The sequence below is a fragment of the Priestia sp. MDV22-iso46 genome (assembly GCF_058629175.1).
On sequence record NZ_JBZVWT010000008.1, the window covers coordinates 123,717 to 143,956 of the forward strand.

The 20,240-nt window shown below is 35.1% G+C and carries 26 protein-coding genes and 1 pseudogene; 25 read left to right on the top strand and 2 right to left on the bottom strand.

What is annotated here, in order from left to right:
• Positions 1 to 5: 5 nt before the first annotated feature.
• From AC4NPH_RS25710 to AC4NPH_RS25735, 6 genes are all read left to right on the top strand, one after another.
• Entirely contained in the window at positions 6 to 1,013 is a 1,008-nt protein-coding gene (locus tag AC4NPH_RS25710; RefSeq protein WP_491939200.1) for a hypothetical protein, read from the top strand.
• A 380-nt stretch (positions 1,014 to 1,393) separates the two neighbouring features.
• A complete protein-coding gene (locus AC4NPH_RS25715) occupies positions 1,394 to 1,747 on the top strand; it encodes a hypothetical protein (protein ID WP_491939201.1) in 354 nt (117 codons plus the stop codon).
• A gap of 70 nt (positions 1,748 to 1,817) precedes the next feature.
• Complete coding sequence (locus AC4NPH_RS25720; protein WP_491939202.1) at positions 1,818 to 2,864, top strand: tyrosine-type recombinase/integrase; 1,047 nt, start codon at positions 1,818 to 1,820, stop codon at positions 2,862 to 2,864.
• A 129-nt stretch (positions 2,865 to 2,993) separates the two neighbouring features.
• On the top strand, positions 2,994 to 3,266 hold the full coding sequence (locus AC4NPH_RS25725) for an SWIM zinc finger family protein (protein WP_491939203.1): 273 nt from the start codon (positions 2,994 to 2,996) through the stop codon (positions 3,264 to 3,266).
• Between the two features lie 112 nt (positions 3,267 to 3,378).
• Positions 3,379 to 3,804 (top strand): hypothetical protein, encoded by a 426-nt coding sequence (locus AC4NPH_RS25730; RefSeq protein ID WP_491939204.1) that lies wholly within the window; start codon positions 3,379 to 3,381, stop codon positions 3,802 to 3,804.
• A gap of 250 nt (positions 3,805 to 4,054) precedes the next feature.
• Positions 4,055 to 5,374, top strand: coding sequence for a phage lytic cycle repressor MrpR family protein (locus AC4NPH_RS25735; RefSeq protein ID WP_491939205.1), 1,320 nt, complete (start codon positions 4,055 to 4,057; stop codon positions 5,372 to 5,374).
• 102 nt (positions 5,375 to 5,476) lie between these two features.
• Here the strand turns inward: AC4NPH_RS25735 and AC4NPH_RS25740 are convergent, their stop codons facing one another.
• Together AC4NPH_RS25740 and AC4NPH_RS25745 are read right to left on the bottom strand one after the other, a co-directional pair.
• Complete coding sequence (locus AC4NPH_RS25740; protein ID WP_491939206.1) at positions 5,477 to 5,959, bottom strand: hypothetical protein; 483 nt, start codon at positions 5,957 to 5,959, stop codon at positions 5,477 to 5,479.
• Between the two features lie 24 nt (positions 5,960 to 5,983).
• On the bottom strand, positions 5,984 to 6,358 hold the full coding sequence (locus tag AC4NPH_RS25745) for a helix-turn-helix domain-containing protein (protein WP_491939207.1): 375 nt from the start codon (positions 6,356 to 6,358) through the stop codon (positions 5,984 to 5,986).
• Positions 6,359 to 6,931: 573 nt separating this feature from the next.
• Between AC4NPH_RS25745 and AC4NPH_RS25750 the strand changes: the two genes are divergently transcribed.
• The 19 genes and pseudogenes from AC4NPH_RS25750 to AC4NPH_RS25840 all read left to right on the top strand — a co-directional run.
• Positions 6,932 to 7,432, top strand: a complete 501-nt coding sequence (locus tag AC4NPH_RS25750; protein ID WP_491939208.1) for a hypothetical protein — start codon at positions 6,932 to 6,934, stop codon at positions 7,430 to 7,432.
• The gene (locus AC4NPH_RS25755; protein ID WP_491939209.1) at positions 7,407 to 7,694 is read left to right on the top strand and encodes a hypothetical protein; all 288 of its coding nucleotides are present in this window, start codon (positions 7,407 to 7,409) and stop codon (positions 7,692 to 7,694) included. Before AC4NPH_RS25750 ends, AC4NPH_RS25755 begins: the two co-directional genes overlap by 26 nt.
• A gap of 104 nt (positions 7,695 to 7,798) precedes the next feature.
• A complete protein-coding gene (locus tag AC4NPH_RS25760) occupies positions 7,799 to 9,145 on the top strand; it encodes an ATP-dependent DNA ligase (RefSeq protein ID WP_491939210.1) in 1,347 nt (448 codons plus the stop codon).
• Between the two features lie 110 nt (positions 9,146 to 9,255).
• Entirely contained in the window at positions 9,256 to 10,152 is an 897-nt protein-coding gene (locus AC4NPH_RS25765) for a 3D domain-containing protein (protein WP_491939211.1), read from the top strand.
• Positions 10,153 to 10,264: 112 nt separating this feature from the next.
• On the top strand, positions 10,265 to 10,810 hold the full coding sequence (locus tag AC4NPH_RS25770; protein ID WP_491939212.1) for a dephospho-CoA kinase: 546 nt from the start codon (positions 10,265 to 10,267) through the stop codon (positions 10,808 to 10,810).
• A 439-nt stretch (positions 10,811 to 11,249) separates the two neighbouring features.
• On the top strand, positions 11,250 to 11,456 hold the full coding sequence (locus AC4NPH_RS25775; protein WP_491939213.1) for a hypothetical protein: 207 nt from the start codon (positions 11,250 to 11,252) through the stop codon (positions 11,454 to 11,456).
• Positions 11,457 to 11,467: 11 nt separating this feature from the next.
• Complete coding sequence (locus AC4NPH_RS25780) at positions 11,468 to 12,067, top strand: hypothetical protein (protein ID WP_491939214.1); 600 nt, start codon at positions 11,468 to 11,470, stop codon at positions 12,065 to 12,067.
• A 4-nt stretch (positions 12,068 to 12,071) separates the two neighbouring features.
• Positions 12,072 to 12,272: a hypothetical protein gene (locus AC4NPH_RS25785; RefSeq protein ID WP_491939216.1), complete on the top strand. Its 201-nt coding sequence runs from the start codon at positions 12,072 to 12,074 to the stop codon at positions 12,270 to 12,272.
• Position 12,273: 1 nt separating this feature from the next.
• Positions 12,274 to 12,585 carry a hypothetical protein gene (locus AC4NPH_RS25790; RefSeq protein ID WP_491939218.1) on the top strand — a complete coding sequence of 104 codons (312 nt, stop codon included), beginning with the start codon at positions 12,274 to 12,276 and terminating at the stop codon, positions 12,583 to 12,585.
• 17 nt (positions 12,586 to 12,602) lie between these two features.
• Positions 12,603 to 12,803 carry a hypothetical protein gene (locus AC4NPH_RS25795; protein WP_442455766.1) on the top strand — a complete coding sequence of 67 codons (201 nt, stop codon included), beginning with the start codon at positions 12,603 to 12,605 and terminating at the stop codon, positions 12,801 to 12,803.
• 12 nt (positions 12,804 to 12,815) lie between these two features.
• Positions 12,816 to 13,400, top strand: coding sequence for an NUDIX hydrolase (locus AC4NPH_RS25800; RefSeq protein WP_491939219.1), 585 nt, complete (start codon positions 12,816 to 12,818; stop codon positions 13,398 to 13,400).
• A gap of 68 nt (positions 13,401 to 13,468) precedes the next feature.
• On the top strand, positions 13,469 to 14,080 hold the full coding sequence (locus tag AC4NPH_RS25805) for a hypothetical protein (protein WP_491939220.1): 612 nt from the start codon (positions 13,469 to 13,471) through the stop codon (positions 14,078 to 14,080).
• A 58-nt stretch (positions 14,081 to 14,138) separates the two neighbouring features.
• Positions 14,139 to 14,780: a PQ-loop domain-containing transporter gene (locus AC4NPH_RS25810; protein ID WP_491939221.1), complete on the top strand. Its 642-nt coding sequence runs from the start codon at positions 14,139 to 14,141 to the stop codon at positions 14,778 to 14,780.
• Between the two features lie 193 nt (positions 14,781 to 14,973).
• Positions 14,974 to 16,155 (top strand): hypothetical protein, encoded by a 1,182-nt coding sequence (locus AC4NPH_RS25815; protein ID WP_491939223.1) that lies wholly within the window; start codon positions 14,974 to 14,976, stop codon positions 16,153 to 16,155.
• Between the two features lie 113 nt (positions 16,156 to 16,268).
• A complete protein-coding gene (locus AC4NPH_RS25820; protein ID WP_491939225.1) occupies positions 16,269 to 17,225 on the top strand; it encodes an AAA family ATPase in 957 nt (318 codons plus the stop codon).
• A 126-nt stretch (positions 17,226 to 17,351) separates the two neighbouring features.
• A complete protein-coding gene (locus tag AC4NPH_RS25825) occupies positions 17,352 to 17,996 on the top strand; it encodes a hypothetical protein (RefSeq protein ID WP_491939227.1) in 645 nt (214 codons plus the stop codon).
• 11 nt (positions 17,997 to 18,007) lie between these two features.
• Positions 18,008 to 19,471, top strand: a complete 1,464-nt coding sequence (locus AC4NPH_RS25830; RefSeq protein WP_491939228.1) for a hypothetical protein — start codon at positions 18,008 to 18,010, stop codon at positions 19,469 to 19,471.
• Between the two features lie 30 nt (positions 19,472 to 19,501).
• Positions 19,502 to 19,684 (top strand): hypothetical protein, encoded by a 183-nt coding sequence (locus AC4NPH_RS25835; protein WP_491939229.1) that lies wholly within the window; start codon positions 19,502 to 19,504, stop codon positions 19,682 to 19,684.
• A gap of 148 nt (positions 19,685 to 19,832) precedes the next feature.
• A pseudogene (locus AC4NPH_RS25840) lies at positions 19,833 to 20,240 on the top strand (hypothetical protein); the annotation flags it as partial.

A 20,240-nucleotide genomic window follows, 5' to 3' on the forward strand; every position in this document is an offset into this window, starting at 1 on the left:
TCAGGATGCCTATAAAAGTTACAATAGATGACGCAGTAGATGTATTTAAAAATATGGGTTATGAATTACTAGAAGATGTTTATGTGAAAGCAAAGTCTCCAATGAGATATCGTTGCGATAAACATCCTGACAAAGAATTATATTCCACTTATGACAGAATGAAGAGGGGCTTAGGTTGCCCCTTTTGTGCAGGAAATGCTAAGCGCACAATCGAAGAAGTGAGAGATATATTTAAGAATAAAGGATTTATTCTCTTAGAAGATAGTTATAAAAATAACAAGCAAAATCTCAGATGTGAATGTGAGAATCATAAAGGAGTCATTCAATACAAGAAGGTTGTTGACTTTACAGAGAAAAGAAATACTGGATGCGCACTCTGCTGGGAAGAGAGAAAAGGTCAAGCTTTAAGGATAGATGTTAAAGAGATTGAAAAAGCAGTAATTGAACGTGGTTATGAATTCATTGACATAGACTATAGTGGTCAAAGAACTCAGGTAGTATTTCGTTGTGCGAAGCATAATAAGATAACTAAGATGATTTTAAATAATTTTACAACTCATAAGCAAAAATGTAGTGAATGCGCAGATGAACTAATGAGAGGTGAAAGTCATCCCAATTGGAATGGTGGAAAGTCTCAGCTAAGGGATTACCTTCGGAAGTTATTAGCAAAATGGAAGATTGATGTTTTAGAGCAATCAAATTACACATGCTTTGTCTCAGGCGTTCGTGGAGGCAGTCTAGAAGTACATCATGTTAGAAATTTCTCAAGTATATGCGAAGACGTCTTGGATGAACTAGGTTTAGAGTGGCATGAAAGTATTGGAGAGTACAGTACACAAGAATTATCTGATATATCTAATCTATTATTGAGCAAGCATACAGTTGACATTGGCATTCCAATGACAAAAGAACATCACTTCATGTTTCATAATACGTATGGGAAAACAAACAACAATATGGATCAGGTTTTAGAGTTCAAAAAGTCGCTTCAAGAACAACTTGTAGTGATATAATAGGGGAGTGGGTATATAATCCCACTCCTAATATAAAAATAAAAGGGTGTCATATTATGGATACAGTAAATCTTATCCTTAGAATGATACTAGGTACAGATTATAAAAAAGCACCATGGGATTGGAGAGTTCATAATCAAAGAATTTTCACGCAGTATGTAAGAATGATGACAGGGACTATAATTATTTTGTGTATCCCTTTTCTGTTCTTAGCAACAAAAGAAACAGTTATTCCATTCTTCGTGTGTTGTCTTATTTATATCGTGTTCAATTGTATCTGTAGATTTCTGAGATGGTAAAGGCATACTGCCTTTTCTCATGAGCATTTTACTGTATTAGTAATATAGTTATAAAGTATATACATAAAGGAGAAGATAAAAATGAAGGAAATGAAAATTATTACTTGGGATAAGGATAGTGCGGAGGATACATCAGAAGCGTTGGATAATATGAAGGCAGTTCAGGACTTAGTAAATGGTCTTGTTGATGAATCAATAGACTTTGCCCATGTAACGACTCAGGATGCCATAGCGCTTGTTAAAACACATTTGATGGGTGAATACCATATGATTCTTATAAGGGGCGAGGAGGAATATTTAGAGGACTCTGAGGTATATGTGTTAACTTGGGATGGTGAAGCCAGCGATGGTGGAAAAATGAAGAAGTTAGATTCCTTACAGTTGTACAAAATGGCTACAGGTATCTTCACAAAACAAAACGATGAAGATTGTTAATACTTTTGCTTGACTATATTACTTTATTAGTGATATAGTAATACACAGATAAACAAGAGGAGATGAGAAAATGTCAGCAGTTGAAGCCAAAGCGATCATAAAGGTTAAAGGTCTAAGAAAAGCAGGAGGTAATGTTTCGGCTCTTCGTGATTATCGTGTTCAAGAGGTTTATAAGTCTTTTATAAGTTCTCAGATTTCTGAGAGAACTGCGTATGAGTACGATAAGAGAGTAAGGGAGTTCTTTAGACTAGTTCTAGATAAAGATGTTGAACATGTTACTTACGAGGAACTTCGAAATATTAAAAAGTCTGATATTAAAAATGATTATGTAGCAATGCTTATGGCTAAAGGGAACAGTGGTAACACCATTGATACCAAGGTAAGAAGCGTAAAAAGTTTTTATAATGAGTTACAATCAAATGATTTAAAAGTTAATCCAATGATATTTAAAATGAAGTTTGATATAGATGTTAAGCATCATAACGCACTATCATCTGACGAACTACAGCAGTTATTTGAATTCATGAAAGGTGAAAAGAACCTTGGTATAGAGAAATATCTACTAGCCAAGACTCTTTTCACTACAGGGAATCGTAGAAGTGCAACGTTTGGTATGACTTGGAACGATAATTTTATCATCAGAAAAGATATTGATACCCATCGAGATATCCATGTTATCAGAGTTAAGGATAAGGGTAGTAAGTGGATAGAGAAGCCTATATCAGATGAGTACTACGAAGAACTACAACAATTGAATAAAGGTCAGAAGTATGTATTCGAATTTAGCGATAGAACCATGGAGAGAGCCTTAGAGAGATTTTCTAAGGAACTAGGTAAAAAGATAACAATGCATGGTTTAAAGGCTACAGCGATAACTCTAGGGTACAAGATGACTCGTGATATTAATCTTTGCAAACAGTTAGGTGGTCACAGTTCTATAGTAACCACAGAAATCTATCTGAGAGAAGAGCAGAGCCTAGTTAATCAATTAAGTTACAATATGAGTAGAACTATTGATGAATCAATATTAGATGAAATGGATAAATATGACTTTATAGAGTTCTTAAATCAAAATGAAGATATTAAGACTATGATGTTGTTACGACTAGGTAAATAAGCCTAGTTTGTAACAACCTTAGAAAATAACTAGATAAATTTTAAAAATATGTTGACTTTGGGATTATATCCCTTTATAATAATAAATATCAAGTCAAGCAAAAGTATTAACAAACTGGAGGAATTACTTATGACAATTTCAAATACTCAAACATTATTCCAAAGCTTTGATCGTGCTCTTATGGAGTCGCTGAAAGTTTACCGCAATGGTAGTGTTGGTTCAGAACAAAACTTCGTTGTAGTTAACCACGAAAGCGTTGATGCATATGAGGTTAAGGTAGAGCAAGGAATTATCAAAGAATGTACTTGTCCTCATTCTCACTGGAGAAAAGCAGTTTGTAAGCACATGATTAAAGTAGGTTTAGTTCATAGCATGGATATTGAACAACTGAAAAGACCATAATTTTTTTATTAAATTAAAGCAAAAGTATTAACATATAATGTCAAGGAGTTGGGGAACTCAATGATAATTACAAGGAGGCAATACATATTGAAAATTAGGGGAGCGTACAAAGATGAGAGACATTTTAAACTTACAGGCTTTAAAACGTAGCAAAGTTAAGAAGCATAACACTATCTATCAAAAAGCCCATCGGATCATGCAGAAAGGCTGGGAGACAGTAGAGTTAAGCGAAAAAGAGATTATGGAAATTGCAAATAGATTTCCTCAGTTAGATGTTCAAGTCTTGATTGGTGGAGACATCTTAGTAAAGAGTAAGAAAGATACTTGGTTGATTAGAGATGAGATTAGATTCTTCACTCTATATCATAAAGGGTTATTCTTACAAAAGGGTAGAACTAGAGAGAAATACCATGTTCAGGACGTTTTCTACGATATAGAATTTATCTTCGCAAGCATTATAAGTCACGATGATTATTCAATGGGCATTCGCTCAAGAAATACCGATGATATCCAAAAGTTAGTCAATGAGAGCAGATAGTCCTGCTCTCTACTCCACATACATATATTACATAGTAAAAAAGGATTACCGTTCTCAAAAGTCATCTAGGAAAATCTCCTTAAAATATATACAGTAAACATTAACTAAAAGTATTGAAATTATTAAACTAATGTATTACAATGAATATATCGCATATAGCGAATACATAGAGATAATAAAATATAGAGAAAATATGAATTATAATACTAATAATAATTGGTCGAAGCACATTTAAAGGAGAGTTTATAAAATGAAGATTAAGGTTACTAAAGAAGCTAAGGCTAAAATTCCATCGGTGATTGATAGCATTAATGCGTTAGAATCAGTTAGAGATTATATTAAATCAGAATTACTTTCTAAAGATATTTCAGAAGATAAGGTTGAATCTATTTTAAATAAAGAAGAAACTATTGATATTTTAAATGCTAAAGAAAAGTTTAGATTTCTAAAAGTAATGTTTAACTATAGCAGGGGAGATGAAACACTTAACCCTAAGAAAATGATCGTTGATGATAATACTGATACTAAAGTTAGTACCAAGAAAGGTACTAAATCTAAGAAATCTACAAGTGCAACAGATAATGAAGAAGATAAACCTAAGTATCATGAAATTCCTGAATTATATTATGACTATGAATTTAAATTAGAATATGCTAATGAATTTCCTGCAGAAACTAAACGAGTTATCATGTCTTTGTTTAGAAAGTCTAGAGTAATGGAAGAGAAGTTTGGTAAGGATTTATGTAACTTTAATATTAAAGAACTTACTGAATTCTTTAAGTCATTACATGCTACAACAATTAGAAGTCTTCAAAATTCAACTTCAACAGTTGAGAGATATGTGGATTGGGCGCAACGTCCTGAAAATAGAGATGGTAAAACGTCTTTGAAAGTTAACTATGCTACAGCATTTGATACTAAAGATAAACTTGAGAAACTTATTGATAAAGAAAAAGAACATAGCATGATTATTCCTAAAGCAGAGTTATTAGATAGAGCAATGAGTGCTGATAATCCTCAAGATGGAGTCATTATTGCATTATTAACTGATGGAGTATCTCATAAGAATGAATTCGAAGAATTAATTGAATTAACTATTGATGATGTTGATAGAACTAATGGTGTAATTAATTTCCCTGATAGAAAAGTTCCAATTAGTCATGAAACTTCAATCTTAATTAGAGATGCTTATAGACAAGAAAAGTATATTAGTTTTAGTGAAGATGGAGAAAGTTCTCGTAAATACAAAATTGCAGATGGTATTAATATTCTTCGTGGACTTAGAGGAAAAGCAAAAGTTAAGGCTCAAATCATTCACCAAAGATTAATGCGCCTTAGAGATAATTACAGTAGTAAAGAAGATAATCAATACTTCAATGCAACAACTATTTCTTATAGTGGTCAAGTTCACAGAGTAAATGAGTTAATCGAAGAAGGAAATAGTATTGATAAGGCAGTGGAACAAACTTTGGTACAATTTGCAGTACCTGTAAATGAGACATCTAAATTCTATTTAAAAGAACGTGTAGAGAAATATAATGAAGTCTTAAAATCTAGATACGCTAATTAATTATTAAATTAAATTAATTAAATAAGACTGCGCTGAAAACAACGCAGTCTAGAATTTTGGGATATTAAACTAAAGTATTAATGCAAATATTAAATAATATTATTATTTACCGATATAATCAAATATGTCCATACTCTTTTCAAAGGCAGATAAGATGAGCGTGATCGAACTAAGTCCACAGACAACAATCCAAACGATAGTTATTACTGAGAGTATTCTAATTCTAATCTTACTGTTTCTATCAATCACTTTGTCTCTACCTCTATCAAAAATACATAGGTAGAAAACATCAAACCATTGCATAAGAGTAGTAGGGTTAACTATGAGCCATTTCTTAGATTTTTTTTCGCAGTCTGTAAATAGTCTCATGACCATTCCTGATTCCAAAGTATAATCTATCCTATACTTTGTGTTATGGAGTCGCTTAATAATAAGCATTGCGATAAGTGCTCCTATAAACCAACTTACAATAGCAAGCCATATATGCTCGTTAAGGTGTTCCCAAAACTCTGCATCTACAACAAGTGGGTCTTTTGTGTGGTCTACACGACTGCCGAGTCCTAAAATTAGTTCTGTAAAAAACAAAAAGCAACAATCCTTTATTAAATATTATTTACTGTCCCTAGATAAAATTTTATGCCAGTGTATAAATTTTCTCTTAAGTTCCTCCTGTTGTGCTTCTGATAGCTGTTTGTCGCTATCAATCTCAGCAAAAGCTTTTGCGAAAACAGGATTATTCATAAGAGTATCTTTAGCTGGACGAGGGACTTTCCCAAACATATTAAACAGGGAATCCTCATCTACGTCAAGTATTTCAGCGATTTTTACAAGGATTTCCTCTTTAGGATTGAGGACTTCTCCTTTTTCTAACTTGGCAATATAGCTGTGAGATACGCCTACTGCATTTGCAAGACTCTCTAATGAGTGTCTTAACTCAAGTCGCTTTAAACGTATGTGCTCACCAGCAATTTTTTTCATTGGCATATATAAATTTTCACCACCTATTAAGCGTAAGTAACAATAATGCATGATATGGTATACAAATATCTTTAGTTCAATATAGTTCCTAATTCATCCTAATACTACAGTATACCAACATACAGAATAATAATACCACCAATAGAGAAGAATTTATAGTAGGAGTATAAAATTTATTTTCAAAGTTTAATATTTGTAATGTAAGTTTAAAATTTTTGCACTTCAATTACAAAATTCCTAAACTTTCAGTTGAAAAATACGGTTGGCTACATTATACTAAGATAGTCATGAATAACCATTAAAAAAATAGCGTTAAGCAAATGAATTAAAATCCTTAAACAGATGTATTAAAATTTTTAATTTGGCTGTAATATTGTTGTTACGAAAGTGTAACAGATAAAATGATGCTACAGCCAAGTTAAAAATAATAAAGAAATAACTTGGATTTTAGCGTCTGATTCAGTGTCGTGAGATACAGATAAAGGCAAGTTGACTATATAGGGATTATTGTTTAAGGTCATTTATTTTCAACAACACAACATACAAAACAATAATAAGAGACAAAAGGTGGAAATTTAGATGAAGCAAATAACTTTAGAACAAGCGAAAACAATCAGAGGATTCAAGGCACTGACTCAAGGGGAAGAGCGAATTGAGCAGATGTTAGTGGATAATATTAACAAACTTAATGGCGAGTCACTTGGATTCAACGCCACTCGAAAGCACTTACTTCATAATGAGTTTAATAGAAAAACACTTGAGCAAGTTTCCAAAATGTTTTTAGAGGCTAAGCGAAAGGGAATATCCATATCAAAAGACAAGATGATGACAGGAATCGCTAAAGACCTTCTAGAAAAGATTTTCCGACATCAAGTAACATACGATCAGGCGTTAGTGTTTGGTAACGCTATCGTGAATCGAATAATGATATGCGGAGACATACATAAGGCTTGCGACACTATAGAAAAATATTTCACGCAAGGAGAAGTAGTACCAGTAGCGCTCGTAGAACGAGAGGCAGAAGCAGAACTAGAGAAAGGAGCGATGATATACGATGTCCCAAGACAAGAAATCAGTTAACGAGAAAGATATCAACTTGTTAGAACAAATGGATGAAATCATTGAAGACATTCATATTGAAACACAAAAATCACTAGCATTGTCACGTTTAAATCCTTCACAAAGTGAAACATTTTTTGCTGAAGTTTTCAGACTAATAAATACTTTGGAAGATTTAGCTAAGGAAGTAGAAAATGACTCAGCTAAAATGGTAGCCCAAGGCAAGATTCAAGTTGTTAAGTTTGACCTTGAAGCTAAGCTAAACATGCAAATCAAGAGATAAGCCCTTTTTTCGTGTTTAATATTTGTCGAAGTGTGTCGAACCTTATGTAAAAATTATATTACTACATTGCAAGTAGTAATTAAACACTCAAATGGAGGTAATTCATGAAAAATTTAACAGTAGTCGCAGACATTATTCAACAGGTAAAAGAAACTTCAGGAAAGAAGGATAAGGAGCACATTTTGTCTCTCCATAAAGATAATACCCTTCTTGGGGAGGTCTTAAACCACATTTTTAATCCTTATATAAAAACAAATATCGCCAAGAAAAAGCTTTCTAAGCAAGTAAAGACAAGCACAATCTTTCCAGCAACATTGACAGTGAATGGCTACATGGATAGACTATCAAAAAGCACTGGAAAAGATGAGGATATCGCATTTGTACAAAATTATATCGCTTCTCAATCAGAAGATGTTCGCTGGTTATTAGAAGCCATGGCAATTAAAAGCTTGAAAATTGGAGCAACAGCCTCCACAATAAACAAGGCGTTTGGGGAAGGGTTCATTCCCACGTTTGATGTAATGCTGGCTGAGAAGTATGTCGAGATTAAAACAGTAAAAGTCAAAGGTGTTCCTACGAAAAAACTTTATGAGCACTGGAAGAGATATATTGGAAAGCGTGTCATTGCTACGAAGAAGCTTGATGGTAATCGTTGCGCTGTATTCGTTCGAGATAATGGACAGGTGACACTATATACTCGTGAAGGACATGTTATGGAAGGCTATATTGAGTTAGAAGAGGCGTTTACAACATTCCCAAGAGGATTTGTTTATGATGGAGAAATTCTCGCTACAAACGAGGAGGGATTGAATTCACAAGACTTGTTCAAGAAAACTTCTAAGATAGTTAAGAAGAAGGGCGAGAAAAAAGGATTGCTGTTCCATGCGTTCGATGTGATTCCTATTGTAGATTTTGAGAAAGGCATTTGGGAAGAGACATGCGAGAAGCGTAAAGAAGGACTAGAAAAATTAATCTCCCTTAAGAACAATCCATTAGTTCACTATGTTCCAATTCTATTTGCTGGACTGTTCGATAAAGAGGTTATTGATCGCCTTGCAGAAGAAGCAAAAGCGAATGGAGAAGAAGGTATCATGGTTCAACTTGCAGATGCTCCATATCAATGTAAGCGAACGTTCGATATAATAAAAGTGAAAACTTTTGAATCTGCTGACATCCTTTGCCTAGATGTTTACGAAGGTAAGGCTGAATCTACAGAAGGTAAGCTGGGTGGGGTAGTATTAGATTTCAAAGGTAACAGAGTTAATATTGGTGGAGGATTCTCTGCTGAACAGCGTATCGAGTATTGGGAAGACCCATCTAAAATCATTGGTAAAATTGTAGAGATTCAGTACTTTGAAGAATTCTATGATAAGGAAACTGGAGAACTGGACTTACGATTTGCAACATTTAAGACCGTTCGAGATGATAAAACAGAACCAAGCTACTACTAAAAGCTTTGTGGTGTAATATTCTGACCACAAATTGTAATCTTACTGTAAAACAAAAGTATTGACAGATATGTTACAATTGATGTGTAAGCATCGAGAAAGGAAATGATATTGTGAATATTTTTAAATCGAAGGAGAGTGTTGGAAGGGTAGCCCTAGCTGTTACCTCTGCAACAACAATAATCTTTGGAGGATTGTTGTATGATAGCAATGCAGAAGGGAAGGAGAGAGAAGCACAGCTAGGCAAAGCGCAGATACTAATAGAACAAAATCAATCTGACTATAAAAAACTAGAGCAGAAGTTCTTAAGCGTTGAATCAGAAAGCCACAAGCTATCGAAGAGACAAGAGGAATTAATGTCTCAAGTAAAAGAATTAAATAAAGAGAAAGAGTCTCTAGAGGACAGCAAAAAGAGTCTAGAGGCTAAGAACAAAGACCTTGAGGTGCGTCTTAGGCAAAAGCAACTAAGAGAAGCCCAAGCGAAAAAACAGAAACAAATTCAGCAAGAAAAAGAAAAGCAACAAACAGTAAAAGTAACACCAAAAATAAAAACAGAATCTAAGCCTAAGCAGATTGAGCAGAGAAAAGTTGAGACGAGAGTAGTAGAGAAAAAAGAAGTTGCACCAGTTCCTGAAGTTAAACCAGTGCAACCACAGCCAGTAAAGGAGACTCGTACAGCGCCTAAAGTTGAATCTAGTTCTACAGATGGATGGAAAAAAATTACCGTTGTAGCAACAGGATACAGCTTGTATGGAGACCCAACTGGAAGTGATGGAACGCCACAGACTAGCACAGGCGTGTTGCCTAGGGCGAATCACACACTGGCTGTCGATCCTAGTGTTATTCCTTATGGCTCACAGGTAAAAATCCCTTCTCTTGGTGGAGGAGTCTATGTAGCTGAAGACACAGGTGGGGCAATTAACGGAAGGCGAATTGATATCTATATGTCGCATGGAGATGTGGCTAGACAATTCGGAAGACAGACGATAGAAATTTATGTTAAACAGTAGTACTATAGCCTACAGATTACAAGAGTTTTCCAATGAATTTGGTAAAACTTACTCATTGATTATGTTAAGCAAAAGTATTAACATAATAGTATAAGAAAGAGAGGGAGAACGAGTGATAAAACTTAGCTTATGTAATTACATTGCAGGAGCAGGAAAAGACACTGTAGCCCAATATCTTGTAGAGGAACATGGATTTAAAGCTTACGCATTAGCCGATGGAATCTATGAAATTGCGGAAAAGTATTTTGGGATGCAAGTCAAAGACCGAGACCTTTTGTGGCACATTGGAGAAAAATTAAGAGAGTACGATATGATGCTTTGGATTAACCATACTATGAAGCGTATCCAAGAAGATGGTCATGATCGAGTAGTTATTACGGACACTCGAAAATTACTAGAGTACGCTTATCTGAAAGAAGCTGGTTGGGAAAATGTTATGGTATACGTTGACCCTGAAATCGCCATAGAACGCCTCAAAAAGCGTGATGGTAAGGTAGATGTCGAAAAGGTTATGAATAGCCCATTAGAGAACCAGTTACGACCTCTAAAGGACAGTATGAAGGTTATAGAGAACGATATTGATTTTGAAGAAGTTAAAAAGGAAATCGATGCTTACGTTCGTTTTCTAGAAGAATCTTCTTTTCCAAAAGTTGGTTAAACAAAATTATTAAAAGAAAATACTTGAATTCGAACAGACGTTCTGTTACTATAGTAATAGGAAATCAGAACAGATGTTCGGAATACATAATAGAGATAGAGAATTAGACTTAGTTTCAACTATAAAATAAAACTTATAAGAAAATGGGGAATTAATCATGATAAAAGCATACAAAAACTCACAGGTAAACTACTTCACAAAAGGCTTAATGGTATATGTTAAGAAGCAATTCAAATTCTTAGTAAGCTACACTTGGTTGAACCACGGTAAGACATGGACTAGCAGTAAAGGTAAGGAATATCGCATTGGATTCGACAAGATGGTTCTTCCAAACACAACTACTAAGTCAGTTGCTGTAGGTCGAGTGAAATTCAACTTTGTAACACCAACAAACAAATAATAAAATGCATCTTTCATTAAGATATTAGGAGGAAATAAGATGAAGTTTGAGAACATTGGAGGTAACGCAACCACAACAATGTACAGCCTGTATGACTACTCTACAAATCCTTTTGGTAGAACAGCGATTTGTATTGAGGTCAATCGCCAAACGAAAGATTGGTGGTTTGTTAGTTTCATAGGCGAATTGAATGTTGAGCACATGAAAGCACTACATGAATTCTTAGAACAACTACTTGAAGGTTAATGGAGGAAAATATGATGGTGAAAAATTCTTGGAAGACAATGTACATGTATGAACAGTATCGCAATCTTTGGTCTAAGGGAGAGCCTGAGTCAAGCCTAGAAGAGAATCAGGAGGCTTGGGGAGACTTGTCTCAGGAAGAAAAAGATTACTACATCAGAGCACTTGATGTTATTACCACAATTGAAATGCTTGGATTTACTCCATCAAAAGAATTAGTTGAGAATGTTATGAGAGAGTATGAAGAAAAGAAAAGTATCGCATACATCGTTAAAGATGAACGAGTACACGCAGACTTCATGATGAGCGTTGGCTCAGGTAGCGTTACTGGTGCAGAGATTGATGAGCGAAGAGAAGCCTTAATCACAAGTCGATTAAACAACATTCCAGTTCCTATGCCAGTGTATGAACAAATGCATCCTCCAATTGATATGATTGGCTTAGATGTATCTTGCAACCTAGGCACTATCGTAACTGTAGATAAACTTTTTGATCGCTGTCTTGAAATTGATTCTATGAGAGTAGCAGAGATTACGATTGAAGAGCCTGAGCCAAAGAAAAAAAGTTATCGTCAAGAGGTTCGTCAATTTCTAAATAAGGGTAAAAGGTGGTGATAGGTTGAAAAGGCTTATTAGAAGAGTTTTATATGAAGCTAGATTCTGTTTCTATGGACTAGCTGTAGGTATATCTGAAGACATGGTAGAATGCTTGGTCAAAGGTGATATTATGGATGCTTTAATCCTGTCGCTATGGATAATTATTGTAGCGTGGTTTCCACACGTTTATGGACTTAAAGAAGAATTGAATGGAGGAAAATAAATTGATTAATATTAACGGTAAGACTTACTATGGAAGAAATGTAACAATTACAAATGATAAAGTTATCGTAGATGGAGTAGTTCAAGGCGATGTATCGTCAGCAAAAACTATCAGTATCAATGGAGAAAAATTTTGTGGGAATCTGGAAATTCACGGTAGCGTTAATGTCTTTGGTGATGTTGAAGGCAGTGTTCAAGCAGGAGGATCAGTTACTTGTGATGATGTTAAAGGAAATGTAATGGCTGGAGGAAGCGTAGATTGTGACGATGTCGGTGGAAATATTTCTGCTGGTGGTTCTGTAATGCATGGATAACAATTAGGAGGGATTTCATGTTGGAGGTCAAAGCTTTTGATATATGGACAAGCAAGAATACAGGTAATGACTATGCTGTGTCATCTGTGGGATTGCATACAGAGACAGGAGAAGAAACTGTGGCATTCATTGATTATGCTGACAGATGCTTCTACATGCCCACAGAAAAATTTTTAGATAAGCATGAGTTAACACATAGAGTATATAAAGATATTTAAAGGAGAAATGTTATGCCTAGCGAAAAAACTTTATTTGAGACAAAATGGTCATCTATTATCAAGAAAACAATGGACAATGGTTCAGTGTATGAGTATCTTCATTCCCCATGGTGTAATGGTGAGGGAGTAGCTATTCTACCATTCAGACGCACAGCTTCATCATTTACTAGATTGGATGCTATCGATTATGAGTTTCTTGGTAGATTCGAAGTATGCCCAGCACATTCAAACGATTTTGAGTTATGCTCTATTACTGGTGGAATGGATAAACAGGGCGAGAACCCAATGATAACAGCTTGGAGAGAGTTGATTGAAGAGGGTGGATATAGAGTACCTCTAGAAAATATTATTCCTCTAGGTAGTGTTAGACCAAGCAAAGCGTCAGATACTAAAACACACTTATTTGCTGTGAATATGGATAAAGGATTCGATGAGTTCGAAGCGCTAGGCGATGGAACTCTGTGTGAAGAAGGCGCATATTGTAAATGGGTAAGCAGAGATGATATTCTTCTAGCTAAAGACCCTTTGTTACACGCTATGTATGTACGTTTACGCTTTAAGCCAGTTCACTACATTAATTCTCAAAAAAATAATTAAGCAAAAGTATTGACAATTAACCGTATAATGGTTATACTGTTAATACAGTTCAAGAAAGGAGAGTTGCTATGAAGGGTGTTATTAAATTGCATGCTGAAATCAACTACAATGAAATGATTGTCGATGATAGATTAGAAGCGCTACATGCTTTCACAGGCAAAAAAACTTTTGACGAGTTATCTAAGCTTCATATGGATATGCTGGGAGAAAGAATCGCTGAGTTATTTAGAGACATGCCTTATGTTAAATATGAAATTGAAGGTAGTTTTGTTAGTCCTGAGCAGAAAAAAACTTGGGGAGACTTTATATCAGATGTTGAGGGAAGAGCGATGAATCTAGAAGAAGTACAAGGCGCTCACAATGCCTTATCTGATACAGCTAATGAAGTTCAGGACGAGTCAGAAAAAGAATCGCACAATAAGTATGTAGAAATGCTTGATGAAGCGATAGAAAATACTTCTATGGTTGCAGGAATGCCTACTCTAATCACGATCAATGACGCTATGAGTGTTGCTCTTGGAACTCATGTAGACTATCTGAGAAATGCAGATACAGAGAATAGCATTGTAAAGACGTACAAAGGCTTTCCAGTGAGAGTTGAAGGTATGGAAGACTTATTCATCATTGAATATAAAGATTATGTAAGTGGCGAAGTCAGAAGCGTAACAAAAACTTTATAAAAATTCTTGCTTTTACTAAGCAAAAGTATTAAAATAAGAAAGAGAGAAAAAATAATTTATGACACATGAAAATTGGATATTGATTGGGCTAATCGCTCAGACATTAGGCTCAGTTCTATTACTTGGAGGTTACGCCCCTCAAATCATCAAGCTTCACAGAACAAAGATTCCTACAGGAATTTCACTTCTGTTTTGGACGATGATCGCAGTAGGGTGTACATCAATCTTAATCAATATGATTATCCAAGGTACAGCAATTGAGGTAATGATTACACAAGGATTGAACGCTCTAGGCGCTTGGTACACATTATTCCTAGTAATCTATTGTAGAGTGAAACGCCAAGAAAAAATTACTCCTAACATCTTTGTAGTGATTGTGGCTGTTGTTATCGTTGCTATTATGATTCCTCAGATTGTTAGTGCGCCAACACAAGATGTTGGGTACATGTTCCAAGGAATTGGTACTGTAGCATTGTTAACAGCTTATATTCCTCAAATCATTTACTTATTCCAAGTGAAAGATGCTACAGGAATTTCTCGCTGGCTGTTCATCGTATTAGGCTTAGGTCTTCTATGTGTAACAGGAAATATGATTATCACAGGAACTTCTGTAGAGATTATTATTACAGAGTTTGTAAATATTGCGTTAATCCTAGTTCAATACTTTATGACCGTTCATTATCAACAAAAAAATAATTAAACAAAAGTATTGACAAGTAATATAAATGATAGTAAAATAGATAGAGTGAGACGAGGCTGTTGCCTCTCTCGACTCACTATTGATACCGTAATTAAGTCAATAACTTATTAAGCAAAAGTATTGATAAGGTGTTGTTGACTTAACAAAGTTATCAATAAAAATAATTCATATAACAGAAAGAGGTAATTAAATTATGGCAGAATTACAACGTGGTAAAGGTTTTAACACAATTACAGGTAAGGCTAAAATCACAGAAGGCAGTTTCGTAGGGGAAAAGACATCTGAGACTACAGGTTATAAATATACACGTTTTCAATTTGGAGTTGAAACAGCAGAAGGAAATACAGTTTGGTGTGAAATGATGGGTGGATATGCTCCTTCAAATCCAATTATCTATGCAATGAGCAAAGAAGATAATTCACCATTCACAGTAAACTGGAATGATCGCTTAACTGAGAGTATTGTTTCTACAGTAGCAGATTTCAAGTTACACAAAGTAGGTCTTGAACGTGACGAGAATGGAAAATTAATTGTTAAGAGTTTCTTATCTCCAATCGATGTAGAACAATATTTAAAACAACACCTTAAAGATGGAATGGAAATCACTGTTCGTGGTCAATTCGAATTCAGTGAGTACAACGATGATACTCAACGTAAAATGAAAATCCAAAATATTTTCTTACCTTATCAAGAAAAAGAAAAAGATGAAAAAGGTAATGAGACAGGAAACTTACTTCCAGTTAAATACGAAGCACGTTTCACTCAAACAATCCTATTAACAGAGGATTCATTCAAACGTATTACTAAGGCTGATAAAGATAGTGGTGAAGTTATCATCCAAGCTAGAGTAGTAGATTACGTGAGCAAGCGTAATGGCAAGCAAGTTAAAAAGAATTTAACATTCCCATTACCAATCGTGGTTAAAATCAACCAAGATAAGCCTGAAATCACTGATAAAATTCTTAGCGCATTCTTTGATGTTAAGAAAGGTAAAGTTCGTGAAATCACTATTGAAGGTGACATTATCGAAGGTTACGAGCAATCAGAAACATCTAGTAAGGATATCGAAATCTCTCCTGAGATTCAAGAGTTAATCGATATGGGCTTATACGATGAAGAAGAGGCTAAAAAGAAATTAACTGTACGTGGAAGCAAAGTTAGCAAATTAGTATTCTCTCGTCCATTCTTAACTAAGAATGACCAAGGAAAGCTTGTTACTGATATTAACGATGATAAGTACAAACCTGAAGATTTATTTGTAAACATTGATGAAGAACAAGAAACTGGCGATAGCTTATCAGGCGCTGTAGATGAAACAACTAGTGGCGGTGCTGGAGCAGGAGACACTTCTTGGATGAATGCTCTAGGTATTTAATAATTACCTTAAGCAAAAGTATTAATGTTAAACAAAAGTATTGACAAGTGAGCGATAAGGGAGCGCTTAATCTCCCTTCACTAAACTAAAATAACGAAAGAGGTATATATAACATGGGATTATTTCGTAAACCTTCAGCTAAAAAATTAGGACTTAAAGTATTAGTAATGGGAGAAAAGGGTGTAGGTAAATCAGTATTCACACTATCATTCCCTAAAGTATACGCTATGGATGCAGAAACTGGTATGGCATTTTATGAAAGTCATCCAGTATTCGGTAAGAACTTAGAAGCTATCGCAAACACTCAAGATTTCAATGAATTACAAGAAGCTATTGAAGAGATGATGGACTTAGAAGAGGGTACTTTAGTTATCGATTCTGAAACTAAGTTCTACCAAAACTTAACTGATGCAAGCTTAAAAGTAGAAGAAGCTAAGGCTCGTAACAATGGTAAGAATGTTGATGACTCTGCAGTATCAATGCGTGGATGGGGTCGTATTAAATCAGTGGCACAGCGCCTTCAGAATTTAAAAATCGACTTGTCTGCAAAAGGTGTTAACGTTATCTCTGTATCACAAATTGATGATGTTAAACAAAAAGTTGGCGACAACTTCGTTAAGATTGGTGAAAAGCCAGTGATGCAAAAAGGTTCAGAGTACGACTATGATATCGTTCTTAAACTTTACACTGAAATGGATGCAAACAAAAACGTTAGTTACAAAGGTCTTATCCTTAAGGATCGTACTGGTGTAACAAAAGTAGGTCAAGTAGTTTCCGATCCTTCATACGATACATGGAGATTATTCTTAGAGTCTCGTGATGGCGCAGACAAGATTCAATCTACTCTTTCTAAAGACTTGAACAAATCTCAGAAAGCTTTAAAAGAAGAAGACGCAGAACTTGAAAAGACTTTAACAGATAAATTCCGTGAACTTGTAGCTAAATCAGAAGAGCACAAAACGAAGTTAATCGGCTTAGTACAAAAAGCTGGAATTGAAAATCCTCTTTCACCTAAAGCAAATGAATTGAAAAAGTTAGAAGAAATCATTGAATTAGTATCGGCTATCTAATAGCTAATCCGAGGGGAAGTAATTTATTTTACTTCCCCTTAAACAAAAGTATTGATATAATGTTTAATATATATTATAATAACTAAGTAACCAAAGCAATAACTTTATAGGGTAGGGTGATTGAGGATGGCAAATGCTCCAAAGAAATTAGATAGAGAAGAGATACATCATTGCTATTACTGCGATGGAATCATTGAAAGTGTAAATGATATCGCATGGAAGAAGTTCCCCATTCAGGGCAAGAAGAAGGAGTTATGGAAAAACAGAAAACTCCATGTTGAATGCCTACTTAAGTACAACGAGGAGATTAAGAATCCTGAGTTGAAACGAGAAGAGAATAATGATTGGGATAAGCTTTATCAATATGTCAAGAAGGAAATCCTAGACATTAAGAGCAAGGAAGGTCTTGATAGTCATTTAACTAAGCGACTGTTAGGTCTAAGACTTGGTCAATATTATCCTAGTGGTAACAATACTCGAATCCTTCCACGAGGCTATGACTTCTCAACTATACTGATCGCTTTTAAAGTAGCAAGAGTTAAAATTGACCACTATCTAAGCACAGGAAACTTCAAAGATGAAGGTCATCGTATCAATGGAATGATGAAGTTTGTCGTGTCAGAAATCGATGATATTTCTAGAAGACTTGAGGCACAGAAGAAAGCAAATGAGAAGCTTCGTAACGATGAAGTTAAGCCATTGTTTGATTATACTCAAGGTCTCAAGCGCAAAGAAGGTAAGAAGAAGATTAGAAATGGGCTAGATGATTGAGGAGGATTTAAGTGAGTGAAGCAACAGATTTACAGAAAATGAAGGATGACTTTAGAAAAACTCTGATAAATGCTAAGGCTATGTCAGAGTCATATGTTGTCCTTAGTATCTATAAAGCCTCAGAGTTAATGGGCGATACAAACTTAACAGTAGATGACTTTGACAATATGGAATGGAAATTTTTCTTCTCAGTCGCTAAAGACCTAGTGAAAGCAGAGAAGAAGGTTCTTGATGATATTGTAGTAGGTCTACGTGTAGCAGAGAATGAAAACTTACAAAAGATGTACGATGAGTATGGTGGCTGGGATACACTTCGCCAAGGTATGTCATTCGTAAAAGAAGACAACTTTGATGGCTATGTAAGAGACCTCAAGAAAGCAAATGCTCTTATCAAGTTACATGACTTAGACTTCCCTATCATGCAGAACTTCGAAAACTACAAGATGCAAACTGTAGAATCTCTTCAACAGAAACTTGAAGAAACATTAGCATCTGTATTCGCAGATGTTGATATAGTAGAGAAAGTTGAAGATATGAGTAAGGGACTATGGAATGTAGTAATGGATGCTCACGAAGGTAAAATGCGTGGATTCCCATATCAATCAGCATTACTTAATGAGTATGTTAATGGTCAGGCGTTAGGAAACCTGACGATGTTATCAGCGAATAGTGGAATGGGAAAAACCTTCCTCGCACTTGCTCAAATCCTTCCTAACATGATTGAGTTTGGTGAAAGCCTTATGATACTTGCCAACGAGGAAGACATTGTTAAATGGAAGCGTGAAATCATTACTTGGTCTGTCAACAATATGACAGATGGAGATTTTGAGAAGAAAAGATTTAACCAAGGTAACTTTACTCAAGATGAGTTAGACACACTTAAAGCTGGTGTAGATTGGTTAGATGATATGATGGAAGAGGGTAAGATTCGATTCATCAACTTCAACTCATTTAGCATGAAAAAGGCTATCAAGATGATTAAGAAAGAGTCTACATTTAACGATGTGAAGTACTACATTCTAGATACACTTAAGCTTGATTCAGATGCGATCAATGAGAATGTACAAGCATGGTTACAGCTACAACAAAACATGGTACATCTATATGATTTAATCAAGCCTTCGAATCGTAATCTTCATGTTTTCGTAACTTATCAGTTAGGTAAATCTGCTATGTTAACAAGATACTTAAGCCAAAATAGCTTGGGTATGTCTAAGAACGTTGTAGATACTGTAAGTACTCTAATGCTTGTCAGAAGGGCTTTAGAAAGCGAGAAAGCTGGAGGTAAGAACGAAGTTACCGTTATGAACGCTGAGGGCAAAGAGGTTAAGATGGAGAAGGGTAAAGAGTACTTTATCATGTTCCTAGGCAAAAACCGAATGGGTGCTACTCATAGACAGCTTGTATTTGAGGTAGATATGGGTAGAAATATCGTTAAAGATTATGGAACATGTCTAATCGAACAAGATATCTAAACAAAAGTATTGACAGTTAGGAGTAATTGTATGGAAAAGTTAATTGAACTGTGGTTAGAAATCAAGGTAATTGAAATGGTGATTGGTGCAGGTTTTATAGGTCTTATACTACTATCCTTTATCGTTGGAGGCATTTATCATCTATTTGCAGGAGGAATGGTTAGTTGGAGAAGAAAGAAGAAAATCAAAAGCCATGTAAGCACGAGAATATGATTGAGTATGAGTTTGGCAGAAGTTTATACTGTCCTGACTGCAATACAATGTTTAAAGAAACGATGTTCGGAAGATTAATATAAAGCAAAAGTATTGATGTAGTGCTGTTGGCGTTACGCTATCAGCACCATTATTGTAGGTGGAAAATATGAACGCACAACAATTTAAGGATTGGTTAAGTGAAGATATAGAGAGAATCGAAAAGCTTCTTGAAGAGATAGGGTGTCATCGCCCATGGAGAACAGGGGATGAAGTTCGTTGCGCACCTCCTGAGTCAAACAACCACACAGCTATATCAGTAAACGTAGATACTCTTTACTGTAGATATTATCGTGAAGGGGAGACATTCAGAGGAGACATCTTGAGTTTAACAAGCTTGCTTCGAAACGAAGATTTTCCAGCCACGTTTCGATTCGTAAAGGCTCTCTTCGGTTTATCAGGAAAATTCGTCAAAGAGAATAAGGTAGACCCTTTAAGCATGTTTAAGCAGATTAGAAAGCAACATAAAGTCTTTACAGATGTGAACGAAGTAGAGATTGCTAAGTTTGGTATGGAG